Source organism: Kitasatospora sp. NPDC053057 (assembly GCF_044546945.1).
Classification (GTDB): domain Bacteria; phylum Actinomycetota; class Actinomycetes; order Streptomycetales; family Streptomycetaceae; genus Kitasatospora.
Genome location: NZ_JBITZP010000039.1, coordinates 19,480 through 44,703, shown reverse-complemented (window position 1 = coordinate 44,703; position 25,224 = coordinate 19,480). Strand labels below are relative to the sequence as shown.

The window sequence follows — 25,224 nt, the reverse complement described above, 5'->3', positions numbered from 1 at the left end:
AACCCCCCCGGCCCCCCCACCCTCGCCCCCCCCCCCCCGGCCGGCCCCCCCCCCCCCCCCCCCCCCGGCACCCGGGGGGGCCCCCCCCCCGGGGGGGGGGCCCCGCCACCGGGCGCCGCGGCACAGCACCGCACGGCATCGCACAGCACCGCACGGCATGTCATCGCATCGCACAGCACGGCCCGAGCCGACCAGCGACCAGCGACCAGCGATCAGCTCATCGAGTCTCAGATGCTCAGGGTCTGACCCGGGAAGATCAGGTCGGGGTTGCCACCGATGACCTTGGCGTTGTTCTTGTACAGGTCGTGCCAGTCCAGGCCCTGCGCGGCGGCGATGGAGCTCAGGGTGTCACCGGACTTGACGGTGTAGTTGCCCTTGGCCGGCTTGGCGTCGTTGGAGCTGTTCCAGGACTTGGCACCGTTCCAGGACTTGGCGGCGTCAGCCTTCGGCGCGGCAGCGGCCTTGGGCGCAGCGGCCTTCGGGGCGTCAGCCTTCGGCGCGGCAGCGGCCTTGGGGGCGGCCGCGGCCTTCGGGGTGGCGGCCTTCGGCGCGGGGGTCTGCGCCGGCTTGGCGGCGGCGGAGCCGGCCGTGGTGTCGACGGCGGCCGGGGCGCCGCCCTTGGTCAGGCCCGCCTTGACGGAGCAGACCGGCCAGGCGCCGGGGCCCTGCGAGGCGAGAACCTTCTCGGCGACGGAGATCTGCTGCGCCTTGGTGGCCTGGTTGGCCTGCGCGGCGTAGGCGGTGCCGCCGTACGCGGCCCAGGTGCTGGAGGTGAACTGCAGACCGCCGTAGAAACCGTTGCCGGTGTTGATGGCCCAGTTGCCACCGCTCTCGCACTGGGCGACGGCGTCCCAGGTGGAGACGGGGGCGGCGGAGGCCGAGGTGGCCGTGACGAGGCCGGCCACCGGCAGGGCCGCGACAGCGGCGCCCGCCACGACGGCCATCCGAACGCGGTTGCGCTTGGTGGCGGCGATGGTGGTGGCAGCGGCGTTCTCGTGACGGAAGGTCATGGGGTTCCTCTCGACAGCCCCGGGCGGGCATGCGGAACCAGACCCTGGAGAGGGCCGCGTTTCGCTTGCCGCGTCCGTCGGACGGCCGTGCACGTGTCGGACGTGCCGCTGCCGCCCCGGCCACCCAGCCGCTCGCCGGCGACCTGTTCGAGCGATCGCATCGGCGGGCACCTGTCGCACCCGGCCGGAACCGGGAGGCGGTGCGTCGGGGGTGAGCCCGGGTGGCGCTCGTTGCGCCGCCAATGAAGCTACGAGCCGGTCACCGGGGAAACCAAAACCCCACCGGTCTGCCCAGCTCAGCAAGGGGTTACCGGCGGTAATGGCCATACAAACTTGCCCGAAATGTCTGATTTGGCCATCGATTCCTAGATCAAACATCGAGTTCGGGTGGCCCACCTCACAGCTTCATTCCGGCAGTCCTGCCACCGACATCGACAGATTGCGACCACGAGAACACGTGGCGCGATCGGATCCGGGGCAATTCCCGTCAGCCTGGACGGGCACCCGTGACGCCTGACACAAGGGCCCGTTGGGCATGGCGACCTCCCCGAGTCCGCCCCCCACGACCCAACCGCACCCATCCGAGGAGACCCTGTGCCGCGCATGCTCGACGTCAGCGACGAGGTCCGGTCCGAGATCGGCGACGACGAGGCCGACCGCCTGCTCGGCGGCGACCGCGCCCCCGACAGCTACGAATGCACCTCCTGCCGCACCCCCGGCGACACCCACGCGGAGCCCACCAGCACCGTGCTGTTCGTCGGCGACGAGACCGCCGTCCTGGCCTTCGCCCACGCCCGCTGCGTCCCCTCCCAGGTGGTGCCGGTCGCCGAGGAGCAACTGGCCGGCGCCGTCCGCAGCATCAGCCAGTCCCAGCCCGCCGCCCCGGACCTGACGGTCCCTGCCCCTGACTTCGCGGTCCCCACCCCGGACTTCGCGGTCCCCGCTCCGGACTTCGCCATCCCCTCCCAAGGCGCCGCCGGGGCCCCGCCCCAGCCGACCGCCCCCGGCCAGGCCGCCATCCTGGGCATCACCTGCGGGCTCGTCCTGCACGGCAAGGTCGGCCACGCCTCGCTGGTGGTCGAGCCCACCGGCCCGGTCGGCCGCCCCGGCAGCACCTCCGGCGAGGACGAGTTCCTCGACCTGCTCCAGGACGCGGGCTTCCAGCCGGTCGGCGACCTCGACGAGACCCCGGAGCAGCTGCCCGGCTGGTCGGTGCTGGTCGCCATGGGCAAGCTGCACGCGATCCTGCAGCCCGCCGCGGCCGGCGGCAGCACCGGTTGGTGGCAGGCGCACCAGCCGCTCCAGGTCACCGACGCCTGGCGGATGGCCGCCAGCCAGCTCTCCGAGGTGACCATGTACGCCGTCCCGGCCGGCATGGTCGGCCGCCAGCCCCGCGAGGACCTGCTTCGCCAGGCGCTGGAGCGGGCGGTGGCGCTGGGTCAGGTGGTCGCCGCCTCCCTCCCGCTGGCCGGCACCTGATCCGCTCCGGCGCTTCGGATCGGTGGCCGCTGCCGACCCCGGTCAGCGGCCACCGATCCGAAGCGCCCGGCACACCTACCCCCCAACCCCGGCACACCTACCCCTCCAGCCCCGGCACACCCACCCCCCGGCCCCGTACGCCGAACGCCCCCGCATCCCCGCCGCCTCTCACTCGTTGGCCCCTACGTGTACAGCTACGACGTCTCCGCGCCCGCCGGACGGTCCGCCACCTCCGCCCGCTCGATCCCGGGCATGCGCCCGTCGTACGACGCGGAGCACCCGCACTCGGCAACCCCGATCTACGACGAGCTGTACTCCGAGTACCGACGGCTGTTCCGCGCCCTGCCCGGCGACCGCTCGGGCGAGGAGGACCTGAGGTTCACCGGCTTCGCGATCCGCGACGGCTACCCCCTGCTCGGTGAGCAGCGCCCGTACCAGCCGCAGCAGCAGGCGTTCCACACCTACGCCGGCCAGCCGTCCGGCCTCCCCCAGTTCATGCCGGCGCAGTCACAGCACACCCACGCCACCAGCCACCCCGACTCCAGCCCCACCCCCGCCGCCACCACCACCGGCGACGGCCAGAGCCACAGCCAGGCCCCACCCACCTCCCCCCAGTTCCCCAACGGCCAGGGCTGGGTCGCCGCCGGCTACCTCGGCCCGCTCCCGCACGCGACCCCCGCACCGCCCCCGGCCCCCTCCCCAGTGCTGGGCACGGCCACCGGCCTCGCCACCGCCCAGTCCACCGGCGGCCGCCACCGCCAGATGCTCTCGCTCCCCCCGGGCCGCACCGGCGACCACCACTGACCTGACCAGGCGACCACCGCTGCCCAGACCCGACAGCCACCGCTGCTCAGACCCGACAGCCACCGCCGTCTCGGCCAGACAACCGCCACTGCCCCGAGCAGCAGAAGCCGGAAAGCCCGAGGGCCCCGCCACCACCGGTGACGGAGCCCTCAGCCGTACTGCCAACTACCCCACGACTACTTCTTCTTGCGCTTCTCCCGAACCCGCACCGAGATCGAGATCGGCGTACCCACGAACCCGAACTCCTCACGCAGCCGGCGCTCGATGAAGCGCCGGTAGCCCGCCTCCAGGAAGCCCGAGGCGAACAGCACGAAGCGCGGCGGCCGGATGCCCGCCTGGGTGCCGAACAGGATGCGCGGCTGCTTGCCGCCCCGGATCGGGTGCGGGTGGGCGGCCACCAGCTCGCCGAGGAAGGCGTTCAGGCGCGCGGTCGGGATCCGGGTCTCCCAGCCCTCCAGCGCGGTCTCGATCGCCGGGACGAGCTTCTCCATGTGCCGACCGGTCTTGGCCGAGACGTTGACGCGCGGGGCCCACTGCACCTGGACGAGGTCGCGCTCGATCTCGCGCTCCAGGTAGTAGCGACGCTCCTCGTCGAGCTGGTCCCACTTGTTGTAGGCGACGACGACGGCGCGCCCGGCCTCGACGGCCATCGAGATGATCCGGGTGTCCTGCTCGGCGAGGGTCTCGCTGGCGTCGATCAGGACGACCGCGACCTCGGCCTTCTCCAGCGCGGCGGAGGTGCGCAGCGAGGCGTAGAAGTCGGCGCCGGCGGTCAGGTGGACCCGGCGGCGGATGCCGGCGGTGTCCACGAACTTCCAGGTCTTGCCGCCGAGTTCGATCATCTCGTCGACCGGGTCACGGGTGGTGCCGGCCAGCTCGTTGACGACCACCCGCTCCTCGCCGGCGACCTTGTTCAGCAGGCTGGACTTGCCGACGTTGGGCCGGCCGATCAGCGCGATCCGGCGCGGGCCGCCGGGGGCGGCGTCGCCGAAGGTCTGCGGCGGGGCCTCGGGCAGCGCGTCCATGACGGCGTCCAGCAGGTCACCGGAGCCGCGGCCGTGCAGGGCGGAGACGGGGTACGGCTCGCCCAGGCCCAGCGACCACAGGTAGGCGGCCTCGGCCTCGGTGGACGGGCCGTCGACCTTGTTGGCGCACAGGACGGTCGGCTTGCCCGCCCGGCGGATGATCTTGATCAGGGCCTCGTCGGTGTCGGTGGCGCCGACGGTGGCGTCCACGACGAACAGCACCGCGTCGGCCTGCTCGATGCCCAGCTCGGCCTGCGCGGCGACCATGGCGTCGATGCCGAGGACGTCGATCTCCCAGCCGCCGGTGTCGACCACCTTGAAGCGCCGGCCGTTCCAGCTGGCCTCGTAGGTGACCCGGTCGCGGGTGACGCCCGGCTTGTCCTCGACGACGGCCTCGCGGCGGCCGATGATGCGGTTCACCAGGGTCGACTTGCCGACGTTCGGGCGGCCGACGACGGCCAGCACCGGCAGCCGGACGTGTTCGGCGCCGTCCACGCCGTCGAAGCCGTCGAGGTCGAAGCCCTCTTCGGCGGCGAGGGCCATGAACTCGGCGTAGTCGGCGGCGTCCAGCTCACCGGGGCCGGTGGCGGAGTGCTCTGTGGTCATGTTCGTCTGTTCCGTTTCCCGGCCCGGCCCTTCCCAGGGGCGCGCCGTGCGTACCTGCCCCGTGGGGGCAGCGCGATGGTTTCCGCCGCGGCGCCTTGACGGCCCGCGGTTCGTTCAATGGTCGTGCAACCAGCCGAGTCAATCACCCAGCTGATCAGACGGTCGACCGATCGACCGACCGACCAGTCAAACTCTTCGACTGATCAGACCGACGACAGCCCGGCCCGCTCCTCCACCAGCGCGGCGATCCGGTCGATCACCTGCTCCAGGGTGAGCGCGCTGGTGTCCACCAGCACGGCGTCCGCGGCCTGGGCCAGCGGGGCCGTCTCGCGCGAGGAGTCGGCGGCGTCGCGGCGGGCGAGGTCGGCGGCCATCGCGGTGATGGTCGCCTCGTCCACGCCCTTGGCGCGCAGCTCGGCCGCCCGGCGCTCGGCCCGGGCCGCCTCGGAGGCGGTCAGGAACACCTTGATGGTGGCCTGCGGGAACACCACGGTCCCCATGTCCCGGCCCTCGGCGACGATGCCGCGCTCGGCGACCTCGGCGCACCCGCGCTGCAGCTCCACCAGCCGGGACCGCACCGCCGGCACCGCGGCCACGGCGCTGACCTGCGCCGTCACCTCGGGGCCCCGGATCGGGCCGGAGACATCCTGACCGTCCACGGTGATGGTCGGCCCGTCGGCATCCGTACCCGACACGATGACGGGCTTGCCGCACGCGACGGCCACCGCCTCCGGGTCGGTCACGTCGACGTCGTTGGCCAGCATCCACCAGGTCATCGCCCGGTACATGGCGCCGGTGTCCAGGAAGCTCAGGCCCAGCCGGGCGGCGACCGCCCGCGAGACGGTCGACTTGCCGGAGCCGGAGGGTCCGTCGATGGCGACGACGACCGGGGCGTGCGCTCGGTCGGCAGTGTCCACGGGGCGAACCTCTCTCTGAGCATGGAAGCCGACGCCTGCGCGGGCGTACGGCCGGGGATTGTCTCCCTCAAGGTTAATGGACCGCCGCCGGACCCCGTCCCAGGCCGGTCACCACACGGACGTCACCACACGGACATCACCACACGGGCGTCACCACACCTCACCATCCGGAAGCCGACGCCAGCGCGCCCGCCAGGTCGGGCCCGAGCGAGCCCTCCCGGTAGATGACACCGTCCGGCGTGTGCAGCCCCAGCTGCCAGTCGTCGTCCTCCGCACACCGGACCAGGGAGAAGACCGAGAAGCGGATGACGGCGACGGCTCCGCCCAGCGGCTCGCCGCTCATGTCCTGGACGCGGACCCCGTCCGTGCTCACCAGCTTCGCCCACTCCGACCCGCTGACCTCCCGCACCCGCTCGATCGTCCACCCCTCCGGCAGCTGCGCCGCCGCCAGCTCCGCCTGCTCGGCCGCCGGGTCCACGGCCTCCCGCACGACCTCCAGCACCGCGTTCCCCAGCCGGGGCCGCACGTACTCGCCGTCCCGCTCGATGCCGAGCACCCCGCCGACGAAGGCCATCCGCAGGGTCCCGCCCGGCGTCTGCCAGTCGAACGGCACCTTCGAGACGTGCGACGGGAAGGCGTTCTCCTCGAACCGCACCCGCCCGTCCCGCCAGCGGAAGTCCGCGCGCGGCTTCGGCCCCGAGAGCGTCTGGGTGTGGGCGAAGAACGCGGTGATCCACCCGGAGACGAAGTCCCCGCCGGATTCCGAGTCCCACTTGTACAGCGAACGCCAGAACTCCTCGTCCACCGGCCCGCCCGCCGCCGTCGCCGCGATCTCCGCCAGCACCCGGCGCAGCTCGGCGAACCACGCCCCGAGCGGCTCGAACCAGTCCGCGAGCTCCCCGACCCGCGCCGCCAGCAGCGCCCAGTCCTCGGCCGTGCCCTCCAGCCGGACCTTCGGGATGCCGCACATCGTGATCCAGAGGAACTCGTAGTACGGGCTGACCACGTCCATCAGCGCCACCAGCGCCGCGGACACGTCGTCCGGCGTGGTGGTGGAGAACGAGGGCTGGAACAGCTCCACCAGCTCAGGCCCGATCGCCTCCGCCAACGGCTCCCGGACCAGCCGGATCGACCGCGCCCAGTCCGCCTCGGCGCGCAGCAGGCTGTCGTCCCTGACCTCGATGGTCCGCTTCTGCCCGGGGGTGGCGCTGAACAGCCCCTCGTACCGCTGCGCGTTCAGCCGTACGTGCACCGCGACCTCGTGCACCACCGCGTACCAGAGCACGTCCGGCGACAGGCTCAACGGCAGGTGCTCCGCGAAGGCCGTGTGCGCGGCGCGCAGCAGCAGGCTCCAGGTCGGCTCCGGCGGCTTCCGCTGCGGCTCGTACTCCGTCGGCACCGCCAGCAGCGTTCCCGTACTGCGGTGGAGCACGGTGAACTCCCCGCCGACCACGGCCGCCAGGAATCCGTCGTTCCCGACGACGTCCAGCCGCGCCACGTCGCCCGGCTCCTGCCCGTCCCCGAGCGCGATGTCGACGATCACAGCCCACCCCCGTTCTCCCGCTCCAACACCGCGTGCCCCAGCCGGGGCCGCAGGAACTCCCCGTCCCGCTCGATCCCGAGCACCCCGGCGATGAAGGCCATCGGCCGCTCGACGCCGAGGCACTCCCACACGAACGGCACCGTCGACAGGTGCGAGGGGAAGTCGTTCACCGCGAAGGCGTCGCGGTGGTACGACGTGCCCGCCGCCTCCCACCAGTCGAAGGTCTGCCGCAGCCGGGGCCCGTCCGGGGTCTGGGTGTGGGCGAAGAAGGCGGTGAGCCAGCCGGTCACCCGCGGCCCGCCCGACACCGACTCCCACTTGTACAGCGAACGCCAGAAGCCCTCGTCCACCGGCCCGCCCGCCGCCGTCGCCGCGATCTCCGCCAGTACCGGGCGCAGCTCGGCGAACCAGGGCGCCAGCCAGTCGAAGCGCTCCGCCAGCTCCCCGACCCGCGCCGCCAGCAGCGCCCAGTCCTCGGCGGTGCCCTCCAGCCGGACCTTCGGGATGCCGCAGCGGGTCTCCCAGCGGAAGTCGTAGTACGGGCCGATCACGTCCATCAGCGCCACCAGCGCGGAGGCCTCGTCGTCCGGCGTGGTGGTGGAGAAGCCCGGCCGGAACAGCTCGACCACCTCGGCGCCCAGCGCCGCCGCCAGCGGCTCCCGGACCAGCCGCAGCGACCGCGTCCAGTCGGCGTCCCAGCCCGTCAGCGTGTCGTCGCGCACGGTGAGCACCCGCGCCCGGTCCGCCGCGCCGAACAGCGCCCGGTAGCGCGGCGGGTACATCCGTACGTGCACCGCGACCTCGTGCACCACCGCGTACCAGAGCACGTCCGGCGACAGGCTCAACGGCAGGTGCTCGGCGAAGGCGGCGTGGGCGGCGCGCAGCAGCAGACTGCAGGTCGGGTCGGGTTCGACAGGTTCGCGGTCGAAAGGCTCGGGTTCGAAAGGCTCCGGAGCGGCGGCCTCCGTGCGGACCGGCCGGGGCCGCTCGACCATCGCCGCCACGCTGCGGTGGCGGATCAGGAACCCCCCGCCCACCACCGCCCGCAGGAACCGCTCGTTCCCGAGGTCCACCGCCTCACCGGCCGAGCCGTGCCGGGTCTCCCCCAGCGGCAACTCGATGATCACGCCCGCTCCCCCTTCAGCACCCGCCCCTCGCCACCCGACGGCCGTCAGTCCCGAACGCTCCAGCCGCCCGCGCGCAGCGCCGCCGTCAGCCGCTTGACCGACATCGGCGCCACCGACAGCTGGACGAAGCCGACCTGCTGCCCGTCCGAGTGCTCGATGAGGACGTCCTCGATGTTGACCCCGGCCTCGCCGACCTCCCCGAACAGCCGGCCCAGCTCGCCCGGCTGGTCGCCGAGCACCACGGCGACGGTCTCGTACCGGGTGGGCGGGGCGCCGTGCTTGCCGGGGATGCGGGCCTGCCCGCTGTTGCCGCGACGCATGACCGCCTCGATGCCCTCCAGGCCGGCCCGGCGCTCGCCCTCCTCCTCGGCCGCCATGGCGCGCAGCGCGATGACGGTCTCGCCGAGGTCGCCGGCGACCTCCTCCAGCACGTCGGCGACCGCGCCCGCGTTGGCGGACAGGATGTCGACCCACATCCCCGGGTTGGAGGCGGCGATCCGGGTCACGTCGCGCACGCCCTGGCCGGAGAGCCTTATCGCCGTCTCGTCGGCGTTCTCCAGCCGGGCCGCGACCAGCGAGGAGACCAGCTGGGGGGCGTGCGACACCAGGGCGACGGCCCGGTCGTGCGCGTCCGCGTCCATCACGATCGGCATCGCGCCGCACAGCGCGACCAGCTCCAGCGCGGCGTTGAGCGTGTCGGTGTCGGTGTCGGCGGTCGGGGTGAGCACCCAGGGGCGGCCCTCGAACAGGTCGGCTCGGGCGGCCAGCGGCCCGGAGCGCTCGCGGCCGGCCATCGGGTGACTACCAATGTAGTGGACGGTGTCCAGGCCGAGCGCGGCGATCTCACTGCCCGGGCCGGACTTCACGCTGGCCACGTCGGTGTACCAGTGCGCCAGGTTGCGGCGCTGGCAGTCCGCGAGCACCTTGCCGACCAGCGCCGGCGGGACGGCGATGATCGCCAGGTCGACCGGGCCCTCGGCCGGTTCGGTGGTGCCTGCGCCGAGCGACTCGGCGGTGCGGGCGGCGTCCGGGTCGGAGTCCTCCAGATGGACGGTCAGCCCGCGTGCGGCCAGGGCCAGGGCTGCGGAGGTGCCGATCAGTCCGGTGCCGACGACGACGGCAGTGCGCATGGCGGGTGGCTCTCCTCGATCACGGTTCTCGACTGGACGGTTCTCGCTGGCGGTGCTCAACAGGTGCCACGGTCCCAACGGGTGCCGTGCTGCGGCAGGTACCGGAGTCGCGGCAGGTACCGGAGTCGACCGGGAGCACCCGCGCCCCATCCTCCCATCCGACTGCCCCCGGAAACCCCCGACCCCGCCAACCCCATCGACCCCATCCCCCGTCAGCCCGGCAACCACCGCGCCCCCGCCCCCGTCCCCCACAGTGCACACGCCGCGCCCCGGGAAATCCGGCGACGCCCGGCCCCGAGCGGGGCAGACTGGCCGCCGGGGGCGGCGGGGCGAGCCGCGGCACACCGGACGCGAACGAAGGGGTTGCGCATGGACGATCAGCACAGCAGTCACACCGGGTCGTCGAAACCGCCGGCCGTACCGGCCCATCCGTCGGTCCTGGACTCCGTCGTGGTGTACGCGGAGGGCGCGGTGTGCCGCCGCCGGGCCACTGTCCCGGTCCCGCCCGGCGGGCGGCTGCGGCTGACCGGCCTGCCCGACTCGCTGGACGCCGACTCGCTGCGCGCCCGGGTGCTCGCCGGCCCGGCCGGCACGGCGGTCGTCGAGGCCCGCCTGGAGACCGTCGCCGAGCTCCACGAGCCCGCCGAACTCCCGCAGCTGCGCCGCGAGTTGGACGAGGCCATGGAGCGCCAGGGCGCACTGAACGAGCGCCACCGGCTGGTCCGGACCGCGATCGCCGAGACCGCCGCGCTGCGCGCCGTACCGCCGCAGCGCCGCCGCGACGAGCCGCTGCGTCGCACCCCCGCCGACGCCTGGCTGGAGCTCGCCGACTTCGTCGACGAGCGGCTGGCCCAGCTCCAGGAGCGCGCCGAGCAGCTCACCCGGGAGATCGAACTCGCCGACCACGAGCGCCAGTTGGCCGCCGACCGGCTGGATCGCGCGTCCACCGCCGGGCGGACCGAGCCGGTCGAGGCCACCGACACCGTCGTGCTCACCCTGACCACCGGTACCGGCACCACCACCGGCACCACCACCGGAACCGGCACCGAGGACGCGACCGGAACCGAACCAGCCGGAACAGCCGCACAGGTCGAACTGGAGCTGGAGTACGGCGTCCCCGCCGCCCGCTGGGTGCCCGCCTACCGCCTCAGCCACCGCACCGGCGCCGACACCGCCCACCTGGTCCTGCGCGCCGCCGTCGCCCAGCACACCGGCGAGGACTGGACGGGCGTACGGCTCGCCCTGTCCACCGCCGACCTGGAGCGCCGCACCGACCTGCCCCGGCTCGCCTCGCTCCGGATCGGCCGCAGCCAGCCCGCCCCGCCGCCCTCCGGCTGGCGCGAACCCCCGGCCGGCCTGTCCGACCTCTTCACCGGCTACGACGCGGCCGCGGCCGACCGCCCCGCCACCCCCCGCTCCGGCGCCCCGATCCCGGTCGCGGCCCTCGCCGCGCCCCACCCCACCGCCCCCGAGCCCGCCCGGCGCCGCGCGCCCCGCGCCGGTGGCGCCCGCCCGGCAGGCGCCCACCCCGACTTCCTCCCGGACGAGACGGCGTCGGCCGGCCCGTCCGGCGGCGGCTCGCTGAGCGTCCGGGAGCCGGCGCCCGCGCCCCCGCCGCCCGGCTTCGCCGGCTACGGCGCCCCACCCTCGGCGAGCGCCCCGCCCGGACCGATGCCCCAGGCCCCCGGCGGCCCCCCGATGCCCCAGGCCTTCGGCGGCGCCCCGCCGCAGGAGGCCCGCCGGCCCCGGCTCCGCCGCGGCGCCACGCCGCCGCCGGCCACCGGCCTCGCCCCCGACACCGTCCTGCTCGACTACCCCGGCCTCCGGCTGGCCGGCCCCGACGAACCCACCGACCGCCGCGGCACCCTGCACCCGGACCCCGCCCGGGTCGAGCGTGCCGAGCTGGAACGCTTCCTCCCCGGCGGCCCCGAGGGCGCTCGCCTGCGCGACCTCCCCCTCCCCCGCCACGCCGTCCCGCCCCGCCGGTCGGCCGGTTCCTTCGACCACCGCTTCGACGCCGCCGCCCCCGCCGACATCCCCTCCGACGGCACCTGGCACTCCGTCACGGTCGACGAGATCCCGCTCTCCGTCAGCCCCGAGTACGTCACCGTCCCCGCCGTCGAGCAGAAGGTGTACGCGACCCTGGTGCTCGCCAACCGCACCGACCGCGCCGTGCTGGCGGGCCCGGTCGAGGTCACCGTGGACGACGAGTTCCTGCTCACCGCCGCCCTGCCGACGCTCGCCCCCGGCGAGACCCGCCACCTGGGCATCGGCGTCACCGAGAGCATCGAGGTGGCGCGCCGCACCGAGCTGCGCGAGTCCGCCACGGGCATGCTGAAGGGCAACAGCACCGTGCTCGACCACCGGGTGCACGTCCAGCTGGCGAACCGGCTCGGCCGTGCCGTCACGGTCGAGGTCCGCGAACGCGTGCCGCTCGCCTCCGACACCGAGATCCGGATCGAGGAGCGTGCCGACTGGCACGCCCCGGCCGTCCCCACCCCGGAGTGCCCACCCGGCACCCGGCTCTGGCGGATCGAACTGCCGCCGGGCGGCCGCGCCGAGCTGGACGGCGGCTACCAGATCAAGATCCCGGCCGGAAAGGCCATCCTCGGCGGAAACCGGAGGAATTGACAGATGACCGAAGAGACCGTCCCCCTCCCAGTCACCGCCGTCACCTGCCTGGAGGACCGCGCCCAGGTCGAACGCGCGGTGACCGTCGAACTCGCCGCGGGCGTCCAGCGACTGCGGCTGGGCCCGCTCACCGCCCTCGCCGTCGACCGCACCCTGCGCGCCGAGTCCGCCGCCCCCGGCACCCGGGTGCTGGAGGCCCGGCTGGTGCGCAGCTGGACCCCGCGCGCCCCGCTGCCGCCCGGCCCGGAGGACTCCGCGCTGCGCCACCGACTGCACGCGCTGGAGGCCGAGGCCCGGCTCGCGGAGCAGACCCGCGCCCGGCTGGAGGCCCGCCTCGCCCTGCTCGCCCAGCTCTCCGCGGACCTGCTGCGCGAGGTCGGCGAGGGCGCCGGCGTCGGCGAGATCGAGCGCACCCGCTGGGCCCGCGAGCTGGACCGGGTGGACGCCGAGCGCGAGCGCTACGGCGAGGAGCTGCGCGCCACCCACTCCCGGCTGCGCCGCCTGGACCAGGAGCGCTCCCAGGCCATGCTGGCCCTGGACCGGGCCGAGGAGGAGCCCGCCGAGCTGCTCGCCCACCTGGAGCTGACCGTCGAGGCCGAGCGGCCCGGCCCGGCCGGGCTGACCGTCCACCACCTGGTGCCCTGCGCCCTGTGGCGCCCGTCCTACCGCGCGACCCTGGGCGAAGGCGACCTGCGGCTGGAGTCGGAGGCGGTGGTCTGGCAGCGCACCGGCGAGGACTGGACCGGCGCCCGGCTGACCTTCTCCACCGCCCGATCGGCCCTCGCCACCGACCCGCCCGCGCTCACCGAGGACCGGCTGACCCTGCGCGAGCGCACCGACGAGGAGCGCCGCACGGTCGAGGTCGAGCTGCGCGAGGAGGAGGTCAGCACCCTCGGCCCGGGCGCCGCCGTCCCGGGCCTGGACGACGGCGGCGAGGTGCGGGTGCTGCCCGCCCCCGCCCCGGCCACCGTCCCCTCCGACGGCCGGGCGCACCGGGTCCCGCTGGGCTCCTTCAGCGGCCCGGCGAGGACCGAGTACGCCTGCGCCCCCGAGCTGTCCCCGCTGGTCACCCAGGTGGTCCGGTTCCGCAACGCGGCCGGGCACCCGCTGCTGGCCGGCCCGGTCGAGCTGGTGCGCGGCAGCGGCTTCACCGGCCGCGGCGAGCTGCGCTTCACCGCCACCGGCGCCGACGCCGAGCTGTCCTTCGGCAGCACGGACGGCTACCGGGTGGTCCGCGAGACCGACGAGCGCCGGACCACCGCCGCCCTGGGCGGCCGCCAGACCACCACCCGCACCGTCCAGCTGCACCTGTCCCGCTTCTCCGGCCCGGAGGAGCGCGACGAGCAACTGGTCACGGTGCGCGAACGGGTGCCGGTCTCCGAGGTGGCCGCGGTCGAGGTGCGGCTGCGCAAGGACGAGTGCTCCCCGGCACCGGACTCCTTCGACGCCGAGGGCATCGTCCGCTGGGACGTCCCGCTCGGCCCGGGCGCCCGCCGCAGCCTCACCCTGGTGTACGAGGTCTCCGCCGCGGCCAAGGTGGCCGGGCTCTGAGGCCGGCCACCCGTGACGACCGTTCAGGACCGGAATCGGAACCGGAAAGCGGGTACAAAAGGAACATGATCCTCCATCTCGCACCCCTGGACGACTGGCTGGCCGACCCGGGCCGCCCGTACGCCACCGCGTCGCTGCTCACCGACGGGTTCATCCACTGCTCGGCGGACGAGCAGACGGCGCTCGCGGTGGCCAACGCCTTCTTCCCCGACACCCCGGACCCGCTGATGGTGCTGCTGATCGAGGAGGCACTGGTCGAGCCGATGGTCAAGTGGGAGGCCCCGCACGGCGCCCCACCGCCCGGCGCCACCCCCGGGGTCCTGTTCCCGCACATCTACGGGCGGCTGAACCGCACCGCCGTGGTCGGCCTGGAGAAGGTCGAGCGCGGCCCGGACGGCCGCTGGGCCGCCCTCAGCCCCTGGAGCTGACCGGAACTCCGGGCCCGCTCACAACCGTCCCCCCGGGCCCTCACAGCCACCCCCGCTCCCGGGCCGCCATCCCGGCCTGGAAGCGGGTGGTGGCGCCCAGCGAGCGCATCAGGGCCTGCAGCCGCCGCTGGGTGGTCCGGGCGCTCCAGCCCAGCGAGCGGGCGATCGACTCGTCGGTCAGCCCTGCGGCCAGCAGGCCGAGCAGCTTGCGGTGGTCGGCGTCCGGTTCCGGCGACGCGTTCCCGGTGCCGATCGCGGCCTGCAGCTGCACGGCCCGCTCCCACTCCGCCTCGAACAGCGTGTCCAGCGCCTGCAGCAGCGCCGAGGGGTGGATCACGTAGGCCGCGTCCAGCACGCTGTCGCCGACGCTGATCGGGATGATCGCCATCCGGTCGTCCGAGATGATCATCTTCATCGGCAGCGTCGGCCGTACCCGCGCCTCCTCGCCGTCCGCGACGCCGACCATGATGTTCTTCTCCAGCCGGCCCGGCCAGGCCACCGCCTCCCGGTCGTAGATCGTCCGGAACCTCAGCCCCTCCCGCAGCCGCCGCCGCTGCAGCGGCATCGCCGCCACCGGGTCCTGGATGTACGGCGGACGGTCGAAGCCGCGCACCTGGTACTGGCTGGTCCCGGTGATGTGCTCCAGCCGCTGGGCGATCGCCTCGCCGCCGGTCAGCACCTCCACCGAGTGCGCCGGGTCGGTGTAGCGCGAGGCCTCCCGGAAGGCGTCCATCAGCCGGTGCATCTCGGCCCGGGCGTGCCGCAGTTCGGACTCCCGGTGGCCGATCAGGGTCCCTATCGCCACGTCCGGGGCGACCGGCAGGTAGCGCTCCCGGTCCACCGGCGCCCGGGTGGCCATCCCCTGCTGCGCCAGCCGGTCCAGCGCGCGCACGCACTGCTGGAACGTCAGGGCGCAGCTCTCGGCCAGCTCCTCCGCGGTGGACTGCGGACTGGCCACCAGCGCCGCGTACACCCGCCCGTCCGGCTCGGCCAGTCCCAACGGGCCGAGCGCGTGCCCGGCGGACCGCCCCAGTGCTGCATCGGACACGACGCCGTCTCCCCCTGTTCGCCCCGGAACACCCCCTCCGGCGCCGTGCTGGCGCAGTCCCGCCACTCGGCGGGCCGGTGCTCCGGTGGCCATCCTCGGCCACGGATCATGACACTGACAAGGCCGTGACCAGCGGTTGCGTCCCGGCTCACAGACAACGCCGGAGGGTCCCCCGCCACCACGGGCGGGGGACCCTCCGAAGAAGTCCGGGTGAACCTACCGGTTACAGACCGACCTCGCGCATCAGCTGGCCGACCTCCGGGTTGGTCAGGCGGCGCAGCCAGCCCGACTTCTGGTCGCCGAGCGCGATCGGGCCGAAGTGGGTGCGCACCAGCTTCTCGACCGGGAAGCCGACCTCGGACAGCATCCGGCGGACGATGTGCTTGCGGCCCTCGTGCAGGGTCACCTCGACCAGGTAGTTCTTGCCGACGTTGGAGACCACCTTGAAGCTGTCGGCGCGGGCGAAGCCGTCCTCCAGCTCCACGCCCTGGGCCAGCTGCTTGCCCAGGTCACGCGGGATCGGGCCCTGGATGGCGGCCAGGTAGGTCTTGGTCACGCCGTACTTGGGGTGGGTGAGGCGGTGGGCCAGCTCGCCGTGGTTGGTGAGCAGGATGATGCCCTCGGTCTCGGTGTCCAGCCGGCCGACGTGGAACAGCCGGGTCTCCCGGTTGGTCACGTAGTCGCCCAGGCACTGGCGCCCGTCCGGGTCCTCCATGGTGGAGACCACGCCGGCCGGCTTGTTGAGCGCGAAGAACAGGTAGGACTGGGTGGCGACGGTCAGGCCGTCCACCTTGATCTCGTCGTTCTGCGGGTCGACCCGCTTGCCCTGCTCGGTGACCCGCTTGCCGTTGACCTCGACCCGGCCCTGCTCGATCAGCTCCTCGCAGGCGCGGCGGCTGCCGACGCCGGCCCGGGCCAGCACCTTCTGCAGGCGCTCGCCCTCGGGCTCGCCGAAGGTCTTGGGCAGCTTGACGGCCGGCTTGTCGTGCCGGGCGAGGACGGCGTCCTCGATCTTGGCCTGCAGCTCGCGCGAGCGCTGCGGCTGGCGGCGCGGGTCGCCCGGGGCGCCCTGGCCCTCCCGGCGCGGGCGCGGGGCCGGACCGGGTCGCCGGCCGGCGAAGCCGCCGCGGGCCGGGGTGGCGTTCGGGCCGCCGCCGTACTCGGGGCGGTCGTACCTGCGCTCCTCGGGCCGCAGCGGGCGGTCCGGGTAGCGGTCGTCGCGCCGGTCGTCCCGGCGGCCGCCGTCCCGCCCGTACGAGCCGCCGCGCGAGCCCGAACCCGAACCCGAGCCGCCACCGTACGAACCGCCGCGACCGCCGCCGCTGCCGCCGCCGTACGAGCCGCCGCGCGAGCCCGAACCCGAACCCGAGCCGCCACCGTACGAACCGCCGCGCGAACCCGACCCCGAGCCGCCGCGACCGCCGCCGCTGCCGCCGCCGTACGAGCCGCCCCGGCCCCCGCCCTGTCCGCCGCGACCGCTGCCGCTGCCGCCGCCGCTGCCGTTCCTGCCGTTGCCACTGCTACGCATCAAAGTGTCCGTACGTCGTTCCGTCTGGGATGTGCGGTCGTCTCGGCCGACCTCACCTCCCCCTACCGATCGTGCGTTGCCCGACCGGCCTCGCCACTGCCGTCCGCGGCCTGCACGGCAGCGGCGGCGACCGCCTCCGCGATCATCGTGCCCTCCAGGGACTCCGCTTCCACGTCGTCGACCTCGGGCAGGAAGGGAGCGAGCTCCGGCAGCTCGTCCAAGCCGCGGAGCCCCATCCGTTCCAGGAAGTAGTTCGTCGTCCGATACAGGATCGCACCTGTTTCAGGCTCGGATCCGGCCTCTTCCACCAGTCCTCGCTGTACCAGGGTACGCATCACGCCGTCACAGTTCACACCGCGGACGGCGGAAACCCGCGATCTGGACACCGGCTGCCGGTAGGCGACCACCGCCAGGGTCTCCAGCGCGGCCTGGGTCAGCCGGGCCTGCTGGCCGTCCAGCAGGAAGCGGTCGACGGCCGCGGCGCAGGTTTCCCGGCTGTAGAAACGCCAGCCGCCGGCCACCAGCCGCAGGTCGAACCCGCGCCCCTGGGCGGCGTACTCGGCGGCCAGCTCGCGCAGCGCCCGCGCCACCTCGGCCCGCGGCCGCTCCAGCACCCCGGCCAGCCGCTCGTCCCCGACCGGCTCGTCGACGACCATCAGGATCGCCTCCAGCTCGGCCTTCAGCCCCGGCCCGACGGGCTCCTCGGGAGCGGCGGCCGGCTCCTCCGCACCGGAGGTCGACGGAGCCGACTTCTGGTGCACCACCCGGGGCTCGCCGTCCACCGGGCCCGGCACCGCCACCGGCACCGCCACCGGCACCGCCACGGGCTCCGGCACGGGCTCCGGCAGCAGCTCGAAGGCCGGCTCCAGCCACTCCTCGGCCCGCGGTCGCCCCGGCAGCCCGAGCGGGCGCCGCACCGGCCGCCCGCCGTCGTTCCCGCCACTCATCGCCGCCCGTCCTCCTCCTGGGACCGCTCCGCCTCACCCGCCGGCCGGTCGAACTCGTCGGTCACCTCCACCGCGCCCCGGCCCTCCTCGGCCACCCAGCGCACCCGCAGCTCGCCGAGCGCCTCCGGCTGCTCGAAGGCCAGCACCCGCTCCCGGTACAGCTCCAGCAGCGCCAGGAAGCGGGCGACCACGACCAGGGTGTCCGGCGCGTCCGCGACCAGCTGCTGGAAGGAGGCCTCGCCGAGGCCGGTGAGCAGCCCGGCCACCAGGGAGGCCTGCTCGCGCACGCTGACCGGCGGGGTGTGGATGTGGTCCACGTACACCACCGGCTTCGGCCTGGGCTCCATGGCCTTGGCCGCCAGCTGGGCGAGCCGCTCCGGCCCGACGGTGATGACCACCTCGGGCAGCAGCTCCGCGTGCCGGGGCTCCAGCCCGACGGTCCGGGGCCGCCGCAGCAGCTCGGCCGCCCAGCGCTCGCCGAACAACGCCGCCGCCCGCTTGTACGCGCGGTACTGCAACAGCCGCGCGAACAGCAGGTCACGCGCCTCCAGCAGGGCCAGGTCCGCCTCGTCCTCGACCTCGGCCACCGGCAGCAGCCGGGCGGCCTTGAGGTCCAGCAGGGTGGCGGCCACCACGAGGAACTCGGTCGCCGCGTCCAGGTCCCAGTCCGGGCCCATCGCCCGGATGTGCGCCAGGAACTCGTCCGTCACGGTGGCCAGCGCGACCTCGGTGACGTCCAGCTTGTGCTTGGCGATCAGGCTGAGCAGCAGGTCGAAGGGGCCCTCGAAGTTGTCCAGCCGTACCCGGAAGCCGCCCCGCGGCTCCTCCTCGGTGGCGATCACGGCGCTGGCGGCTGGTTCGACGGTGCTCGGCATGACGGTCCATCTTCACCCGCCCGCGCCGCCGGTCCCGCCCCGGGTCCCGCCGACACGCCGCCCGGCACCGGCGCACCGCCGTCGGCGCCCGGCGGGGGCGCGCTAGCGGCCGCGCAGCCGCCGGACCAGGATCGAGGCCTCGCCGCGCTGCTCCAGGTCCGCCAGGACCACCGCGATGGCCTCCCGGACGATCCGTCCGCGGTCCACGGCCAGCCCGTGCTCGCCGCGCAGCACCAGCCGGGTGTGCTCCAGGTCCATGAGCTCCTCGGCGGACACGTACACGGTGATCTTCTCGTCGTGCCGCTCGCGCCCGCTCGGGCGGCGCGGCGCGCGGCCACGCGGCCGGGCGCGTCCGGCGGCCTGCTCCTCGGCCGCACCCGCGTGGGTGCGGCCCGCCGGAGCGGCGGCGGCACCGCGGCCCCCGGTCACGGTCGTCCCGGCCTGGCCTTCGCCCGGCGCGGCGCCCTGGCCCCCGGCCGTCCGCTGGACGGGCGGCTGCCCGGGCGGGGGCAGCGCGGCGGCCGACTGCTGGTCCTGCGGCGCCCGCCGGTCGTCCTGGGCGGCCTGGGCCCCCTCGGCGCCGTCCGTGCCGTTGACGGTCCGCGCGGTCTCCGGTCTGGATGCCTCGGCGGCCGGACGCGGCGCGAGGGACGGCGACAGCGCCATCCCGCCGGTGGTCCGGAACAGCTCGTCGGCACCCGGGAGACTCACTCGGCGGGGCGGCACCGGTCGAGCACCTCCCTGGCGAGCTGGCGGTAGGCGGCGGCACCGACCGAGTTGGTCGCGTACGTCGTGATGGGCTCGCCGGCGACGGTCGTCTCCGGGAAGCGCACGGTCCGCCCGATGACGGTGTGGAAGACGTGCTCGCCGAACGCCTCGACGACCCGCGCCAGCACCTCACGGCTGTGCACGGTGCGCGAGTCGTACATGGTGGCGAGGATGCCGTCCAGACGCAGCTCGGGGTTGAGCCGCTCGCACACCTTCTCGATGGTCTCGGTCAGCAGCGCGACACCGCGCAGCGCGAAGAACTCGCACTCCAGCGGGACGATCACGCTGTGAGCGGCCGTCAGCGCATTGACCGTCAGCAGGCCCAGCGAGGGCTGGCAGTCGATGATGACGTAGTCGTAGTCCGGCAGCAGCGGCTTCAGGGCGCGCGCCAGCGCGGACTCCCGGGCCACCTCGCTGACCAGCTGCACCTCGGCGGCGGAGAGGTCGATGTTGGAGGGCAGCAGGTCCATGCCGGGGACGGCGGTCTTGAGCAGCACCTCATCGGCCGTCAGGCCCCGCTCCATGAGCAGGTTGTAGACGGTGACGTCGAGCTCCATCGGGTTGACGCCGAGGCCGACCGAGAGCGCGCCCTGCGGGTCGAAGTCGACGAGCAGCACCCGGCGGCCGTACTCGGCCAGCGCCGCGCCCAGGTTGATGGTCGACGTGGTCTTGCCGACGCCGCCCTTCTGGTTGCACATGGCGATGATCTGGGCGGGGCCGTGCTCGGCGACCGGCGCGGGGATCGGGAAGTACGGGAGCGGACGGCCGGTCGGGCCGACCCGCTCGCGGCGCTGGCGCGCGGCGTCGGGGGCCAGCGTGGCGGCGTACTCCGGGTCCGGCTCGTACTCGGCGTCCGGGTCGTCGTAGGCGCCGTAGGCGAACTCGCCGTAGGCCAGGCCGTAGGCCGCCAAGTCGGCGTCGTGGTCGGTCACCGTGGTCACCTGCGCTGTGTTCTGGCGTGCTTCGAAGGTACGGAGTGCGACCGAGCCGACCTCGGCCGAGCCCACGGAGGGCTGCCGGGCCCCGGGCTCCTCACTCGGCTGGCCGGCGGTGAGCTCCGCCAGTCCTGGCTGACCACCCCCGGGAGCAATTGTCGACTCATTCACAAGTCGTCTTACCTCCTTGGGGATCCAGGACTCTATGTCGATTCGTCAGCGTGGCAGCAGCCGACGGTTTGCGACTCTAGGCCGTTCAAGGCGTTCGCAGCAACACAATCCACGGTAGTGGGCACGATGTGTCGACTATCGGGCGGGCTGCTGTCAAGGGATGAGCGGGCTTATGACCCTAACGTTTCTGCGGGCGGGTGTGGGTCGGGTGACACGACCGACGGGAATTGACGACAGAGCGACCCGCCCGCTCCACCCGGTGTTCACGGGCACGGTGAAGCCCCCGACCCGAACGGATCGGGTCGGGGGCGAAGGACCGCCGTGCGGTCAGGGAGTTCAGGCGAGCACGCTCTCCAGCGTGACCGACTCCAGGCCGAAGGCCTCGGCCACGGCCGGGAAGGTGATCTGGCCCTCGTGGACGTTCAGGCCCTTGGCGAGCGCCGGGTCACGACGCAGCGCGTCCTTCCAACCGCGGTTGGCCAGCTCCAGCACGTACGGCATGGTGGCGTTGGTCAGCGCGTAGGTGGAGGTGTTCGGGACGGCGCCCGGCATGTTGGCCACGCAGTAGAAGACCGAGTTGTGGACCTGGAAGGTCGGGTCGTCGTGCGTGGTCGGGTGCGAGTCCTCGAAGCAGCCGCCCTGGTCGATGGCGATGTCGACCAGCACGGAGCCCGGCTTCATGCGGGAGACCAGCTCGTTGGTGACCAGCTTCGGGGCCTTGGCGCCCGGGATCAGCACGGCGCCGATGACCAGGTCGGCGTCCAGGACGGCCTTCTCCAGCTCGAACGAGTTGGACATGATGGCCTTGATCTTGGTGCCGAAGATGCGGTCGGCCTCGCGCAGCTTGTTGATGTCGCGGTCCAGCAGGGTCACGTCGTAGCCCATGCCGATGGCGATGGTGGCCGCGTGCCAGCCGGAGACGCCACCGCCGATGACGACGGCCTTGGCCGGGTGGGTACCGGGCACGCCACCGGGCAGCACGCCGCGGCCGCCGGCCGGACGCATCAGGTGGTAGGAGCCGACCTGCGGGGCCAGGCGGCCCGCGACCTCGGACATCGGGGCGAGCAGCGGCAGCGCGCCGTTGCCCAGCTGCACGGTCTCGTACGCGATCGCGGTGGTGCCCGAGGCGACCAGCGCGTCGGTACCGGCCCGGTCGGCCGCCAGGTGCAGGTACGTGAAGAGGGTCTGGCCCTTCCGCAGCCGGTGGTACTCGGAGGCGATGGGCTCCTTGACCTTCAGCAGCAGGTCGGCGGTGGCCCACACCTCGTCGGCGGTGGGGAGGATGGTGGCGCCGGCGGCCACGTACTCCTCGTTGGGGATCGAGGAGCCGAGACCGGCGTTGTCCTCGATGTAGACCTCGTGTCCGTTGCGGACCAGCTCATGCACGCCGGCGGGCGTGATGGCCACGCGGTACTCGTGGTTCTTGACCTCGCGGGGGATGCCGACCTTCACGACTGAACACGTCCTCTTGCCATGGGGGTCCCGACCGGAGAAGACCGGTGGGCGACGCGCACGTGGGGAAGCCTCCGGGCAGGCCGGGGCAGGGGATCGCTGCGCGACTGAGTTCGAGTGTAATGAAGCCCAGGCGGCGTGTCAGCCTTCCAAATCGAATAATTTCGCCGAACACATTGGCAGGTTCGTAGGCTTCCACTGGAACTTACCTGCCATAATCGCTCCAACCGGGCACTTTCGACGATACCTCCGAAACCGCCCTCACCACCCGCCCTCGACGCGTTCACGCAGGTCCGCCAGCGCCGCCCCGACGGCCTCCCGGCCCCGTTCGTCGCCGATCCGGCGCAGCACCGCGAGGGCGGCCCGGTACTCCCGGTCGGCCTCCTCGAAGCGGCGCTGGGCGGTGTGCGCCTCGGCCACCCGGGCCAGCAGCCGGGCCTCCGCCGCGTGGTCCCCCAGCGACTGCCGCAGGCCGAGCGCCCGCCCGTACCAGTCGGCGGCGCGCACCGCGTCGCCGAGCGCCCGGTGGCAGCCCGCCGCGCCCTCCAGGGCCCTGGCACAGAGCGGTTCGTCCCCGACGGTACGGGCGTGCTCCAGGGCGGCCCGGTAGTGCGCCGCGGCCTGCTCCCAGCTGCCCGCCGCCGCCTGTAGGTCGCCCAGGTTGAGCAGCGCGGCCGAGGCCCGGCGGGGGCGGCCGTTGCGCTCGGCGACGGTGAGCACCAGCTCGTGCAGCCGGTAGAGGTCGGCGGGAGCGGCCGCGCCGGTCAGCGGCAGGGCCCGCAGCAGCGCGGTGACCAGCCGGCCGGCCGAGCCGTCCAGGTCGCCCTGGCCGATCGCGTCGGCCACCGCGCCGAACAGCAGCTCCCGCTCACCGAGCAGCCAGTCCCGGGCGTGCCCGGCCGAGCCCAGCCGCAGCGCGGCCGACAGCGGTTCGCGAGCCGGACCGTCGGCCGGGTCGAGCAGGGCGCGGGCCGACTCGGTGAGCCGGACCAGCCGCTCCAGCAGCCGGGCCCGGGCGAGTTCGGTCTCGGCGGGCCGGTCCTCCTGCTCCCGCAGCCGGACCAGCCGCGGGTAGAGGCGCCCGGGCACCCGGTAGCGCGGAGTGCCGTCGACGGCCGGTGCCTCCTCGCCGAGCAGCTCCCGCTCGGCCAGCGCGGCCAGCGTCGCTGCGGCCTCCGGCGCCGGGCAGCCGACCAGGGCGGAGGCGGTGCGCGGGTCGGCTGTCTGCGCCGGGGCCAGGGTGAGGGTGCGCAGCATCCGCGCCTGGGCGGCCGGCAGCCCCCGGTACAGCAGGGTGAACGCGCCCAGCAGCGGGTCGTTGTCGGGGACGGGCACCGGCTCCGCGGGCTCCGGCCCGGGCTTCACCCAGCTCGCCGGGCTGCTGGTCAGCTCGGTGGCCGCTGGTTCGGGCACGGCCGGCTCGGCGGCGGAGGCGGGCTCGGCGGCCTTCCCCTCCCCCTTCTTCTCCCGGGGGTTCCGCCGTCCCGCTTCCCCCGCCTTCCCGGGCTTCCCGGGCTTGGCCGATTCCTCCCCCGGCTTCCCGGGCTCCGACTGCTCCCCCACCACCCGGTTGAGCTCGCGCGCCGCCTCCGTGACGGCGAGCTTGGGGTCGCTGCGCAGCAACCCCGCCATCAGCCGCAGCGCGGCGGGCCGGGCGGCGCAGGCCTCGGCGAGGTCGGCCCCGCCGACCGGGTCGCAGGAGATCCGGGTGCCGCCCACCAGGTCGGCCAGCAGTTCCCCGGAGGCCTGCCGGTCCAGCCCGCCGAGGATCACCGGGTCGATGTCCTCGATCCCGGTGAGCGGCCCGGGCGTGGTGGCGATCACCAGGCAGCCGGGCTCGTCGGCGAGCAGCGGCCACACCTGCCCGGCGTCCCGCACGTCGTCCAGCACCAGCAGCACCTTGAGCCCCGCCAGCGCCTCCCGCAGCGCCACGCAGCCCGGCTCGTCCCGCCCGTCCTCGACCACCCCGGGCAGCGGCACGGCGGCCTGCGGGTCGAGCTGCTCCAGCAGCAGCCGGGCGGCCCGGCCCGGCGGCACCCGCCCGCCGTCCGGGGCGGAGAGCCGGGCGAACAGCACGCCGTCCGGGTAGTCGGCGGCGACGGTCCGGGCGAAGCGGGCGGCGAGCGCCGTGCGGCCCGAACCGGGCCGCCCGGCCAGCACCAGGACGGGGCAGCGGCCGTTCACCCGCCGGGTGGCGCCCGCCCGCAGCGCGGCCAGCTCGGCGCGCCGCCCGGCGAACAGCGCGGGCCCGGCCGGCAGCCGGTCGAGCCCCGGAACGGCGCTCGCGGGCACGTCGGGGCCGGGGTCCATCGTCGCCGTCTTCCTCGCCACCCGTGCCACTCCCGACGTCATCCCGCGCCCGGCGACCGGCTGGTCAGTGTCCGGTGCTCGGCGGAGGCGGCCCGGGACGGGCGCCCTGTCTGCGAAGCGTAGTTCGACCGTCCGGCTGATCCGAGGTGACATCCGGTCGTACGAACCGGCAAATCACCCCAAGGCATCAAGCCGGGTCGTTCGCCGACGTCCCGCGGGGCGCCACGCGTCGGGAGGGGTCACACCTCGAAGGGCCGGGCCGGCCACGGCGCGTCCGGGCGGCGCAGCCCGTCCAGGCCCTCCGGGGAGGTCAGTGCGGCGTGCACGGCGAGGGTGCCGGTGATCAGGGTCGGGTTGTGCAGCTGTCCGGCGTGGATCAGCCGGATCAGTTCGGGCACCGGCACCCAGGCGACCTCGATCTCCTGCTCCTCGCCCTCGGCCGCGTAGCGCTCGCCCTCGGCGTCCGACAGGTCGGTCGCCAGGAACATCCGCAGCGCCTCGTCGGTGCCGCCCGGGGAGGTGTAGTAGTCGGCGAGGATCCGCCAGGTGTCGGCCTTGCAGTGGGCCTCCTCGTACAGCTCGCGCTGGGCGGCGTGCCACGGGTTCTCGCCGGGCACGTCGAGCAGGCCGGCCGGCAGCTCCCACAGGCGCTGGCGGACCGGGTGGCGGTACTGGCGCAGCACCAGCACCCGCTGCTTGTCGTCCAGGGCGAGCACGGAGACCGAGCCTGGGTGGGTCTGGTAGTCGCGCCGGGCCCAGCTGCCGTCGGGCATCCGGACCTCCTCGCTGCGCACACCGGTGACCTTGCCCTGGAACGGGGTCGCGCTGCCCCGGACCTCCCACTCCTCGGCCGTGTCGGCGATCACCACGTCGCGCTGCTCGTCCATCGCTCTCCCCTTTTCGTCAGTACGACACAATCTAACGCCGAACGGCGGCCCC

20 protein-coding genes are annotated in these 25,224 nt (G+C 74.3%); 5 read left to right on the top strand and 15 right to left on the bottom strand.

All coding sequences use genetic code 11. From position 1 onward, the window contains the following. Window positions 1-227: 227 nt before the first annotated feature. Window positions 228-1,010, bottom strand: coding sequence for a transglycosylase family protein (locus ACIG5E_RS30915; RefSeq protein WP_396538979.1), 783 nt, complete (start codon window positions 1,008-1,010; stop codon window positions 228-230). Window positions 1,011-1,604: 594 nt separating this feature from the next. Here ACIG5E_RS30915 and ACIG5E_RS30910 point away from each other — a divergent pair. Together ACIG5E_RS30910 and ACIG5E_RS30905 are read left to right on the top strand one after the other, a co-directional pair. After that, window positions 1,605-2,489: a hypothetical protein gene (locus ACIG5E_RS30910; protein WP_396538977.1), complete on the top strand. Its 885-nt coding sequence runs from the start codon at window positions 1,605-1,607 to the stop codon at window positions 2,487-2,489. A 186-nt stretch (window positions 2,490-2,675) separates the two neighbouring features. Continuing rightward, window positions 2,676-3,293 carry a hypothetical protein gene (locus tag ACIG5E_RS30905; RefSeq protein WP_396538975.1) on the top strand — a complete coding sequence of 206 codons (618 nt, stop codon included), beginning with the start codon at window positions 2,676-2,678 and terminating at the stop codon, window positions 3,291-3,293. Window positions 3,294-3,469: 176 nt separating this feature from the next. On the opposite strand, the gene der is transcribed toward ACIG5E_RS30905, so the two are convergent. The 5 genes from der to ACIG5E_RS30880 all read right to left on the bottom strand — a co-directional run bounded on the left by der (window position 3,470) and on the right by ACIG5E_RS30880 (window position 9,641). Continuing rightward, complete coding sequence (gene der / locus ACIG5E_RS30900; protein WP_396538973.1) at window positions 3,470-4,924, bottom strand: ribosome biogenesis GTPase Der; 1,455 nt, start codon at window positions 4,922-4,924, stop codon at window positions 3,470-3,472. Window positions 4,925-5,127: 203 nt separating this feature from the next. Beyond that, complete coding sequence (cmk, locus tag ACIG5E_RS30895; RefSeq protein ID WP_396538971.1) at window positions 5,128-5,841, bottom strand: (d)CMP kinase; 714 nt, start codon at window positions 5,839-5,841, stop codon at window positions 5,128-5,130. Window positions 5,842-6,001: 160 nt separating this feature from the next. Further along, entirely contained in the window at window positions 6,002-7,384 is a 1,383-nt protein-coding gene (locus ACIG5E_RS30890; protein WP_396538969.1) for a DUF4419 domain-containing protein, read from the bottom strand. Beyond that, window positions 7,381-8,511: a DUF4419 domain-containing protein gene (locus ACIG5E_RS30885; protein ID WP_396538967.1), complete on the bottom strand. Its 1,131-nt coding sequence runs from the start codon at window positions 8,509-8,511 to the stop codon at window positions 7,381-7,383. The genes ACIG5E_RS30890 and ACIG5E_RS30885 overlap by 4 nt, the downstream gene beginning before the upstream one ends. 44 nt (window positions 8,512-8,555) lie before the next feature. After that, a complete protein-coding gene (locus tag ACIG5E_RS30880) occupies window positions 8,556-9,641 on the bottom strand; it encodes a prephenate dehydrogenase (RefSeq protein WP_396538965.1) in 1,086 nt (361 codons plus the stop codon). 369 nt (window positions 9,642-10,010) lie between these two features. Here ACIG5E_RS30880 and ACIG5E_RS30875 point away from each other — a divergent pair, with 369 nt between their 5' ends. From ACIG5E_RS30875 to ACIG5E_RS30865, 3 genes are all read left to right on the top strand, one after another. Then, a complete protein-coding gene (locus tag ACIG5E_RS30875) occupies window positions 10,011-12,272 on the top strand; it encodes a DUF4139 domain-containing protein (protein WP_396538963.1) in 2,262 nt (753 codons plus the stop codon). 3 nt (window positions 12,273-12,275) lie between these two features. Beyond that, window positions 12,276-13,823: a mucoidy inhibitor MuiA family protein gene (locus tag ACIG5E_RS30870; protein WP_396538961.1), complete on the top strand. Its 1,548-nt coding sequence runs from the start codon at window positions 12,276-12,278 to the stop codon at window positions 13,821-13,823. A 65-nt stretch (window positions 13,824-13,888) separates the two neighbouring features. Beyond that, window positions 13,889-14,251 carry a DUF952 domain-containing protein gene (locus ACIG5E_RS30865; RefSeq protein WP_396538959.1) on the top strand — a complete coding sequence of 121 codons (363 nt, stop codon included), beginning with the start codon at window positions 13,889-13,891 and terminating at the stop codon, window positions 14,249-14,251. A gap of 40 nt (window positions 14,252-14,291) precedes the next feature. Here the strand turns inward: ACIG5E_RS30865 and ACIG5E_RS30860 are convergent, their stop codons facing one another. From ACIG5E_RS30860 to ACIG5E_RS30820, 9 genes are all read right to left on the bottom strand, one after another. Beyond that, window positions 14,292-15,299: a helix-turn-helix domain-containing protein gene (locus tag ACIG5E_RS30860; RefSeq protein WP_396538957.1), complete on the bottom strand. Its 1,008-nt coding sequence runs from the start codon at window positions 15,297-15,299 to the stop codon at window positions 14,292-14,294. A 223-nt stretch (window positions 15,300-15,522) separates the two neighbouring features. Continuing rightward, window positions 15,523-16,827, bottom strand: a complete 1,305-nt coding sequence (locus tag ACIG5E_RS30855) for a pseudouridine synthase (RefSeq protein WP_396538955.1) — start codon at window positions 16,825-16,827, stop codon at window positions 15,523-15,525. A gap of 62 nt (window positions 16,828-16,889) precedes the next feature. After that, window positions 16,890-17,483: an SMC-Scp complex subunit ScpB gene (locus ACIG5E_RS30850; protein WP_396539022.1), complete on the bottom strand. Its 594-nt coding sequence runs from the start codon at window positions 17,481-17,483 to the stop codon at window positions 16,890-16,892. A gap of 287 nt (window positions 17,484-17,770) precedes the next feature. Continuing rightward, window positions 17,771-18,649, bottom strand: coding sequence for a segregation and condensation protein A (locus tag ACIG5E_RS30845; protein ID WP_396538953.1), 879 nt, complete (start codon window positions 18,647-18,649; stop codon window positions 17,771-17,773). Window positions 18,650-18,751: 102 nt separating this feature from the next. After that, window positions 18,752-19,360 carry a hypothetical protein gene (locus ACIG5E_RS30840; RefSeq protein WP_396538951.1) on the bottom strand — a complete coding sequence of 203 codons (609 nt, stop codon included), beginning with the start codon at window positions 19,358-19,360 and terminating at the stop codon, window positions 18,752-18,754. Beyond that, window positions 19,357-20,424: a ParA family protein gene (locus ACIG5E_RS30835; protein ID WP_030245868.1), complete on the bottom strand. Its 1,068-nt coding sequence runs from the start codon at window positions 20,422-20,424 to the stop codon at window positions 19,357-19,359. Before ACIG5E_RS30835 ends, ACIG5E_RS30840 begins: the two co-directional genes overlap by 4 nt. Window positions 20,425-20,859: 435 nt before the next feature. Further along, window positions 20,860-21,975, bottom strand: coding sequence for an alanine dehydrogenase (ald, locus tag ACIG5E_RS30830; RefSeq protein ID WP_396538949.1), 1,116 nt, complete (start codon window positions 21,973-21,975; stop codon window positions 20,860-20,862). 261 nt (window positions 21,976-22,236) lie between these two features. Continuing rightward, window positions 22,237-24,306: a tetratricopeptide repeat protein gene (locus ACIG5E_RS30825; RefSeq protein WP_396538947.1), complete on the bottom strand. Its 2,070-nt coding sequence runs from the start codon at window positions 24,304-24,306 to the stop codon at window positions 22,237-22,239. A gap of 218 nt (window positions 24,307-24,524) precedes the next feature. Beyond that, entirely contained in the window at window positions 24,525-25,172 is a 648-nt protein-coding gene (locus ACIG5E_RS30820) for an NUDIX domain-containing protein (RefSeq protein WP_396538945.1), read from the bottom strand. Between the last annotated feature and the right edge of the window lie 52 nt (window positions 25,173-25,224).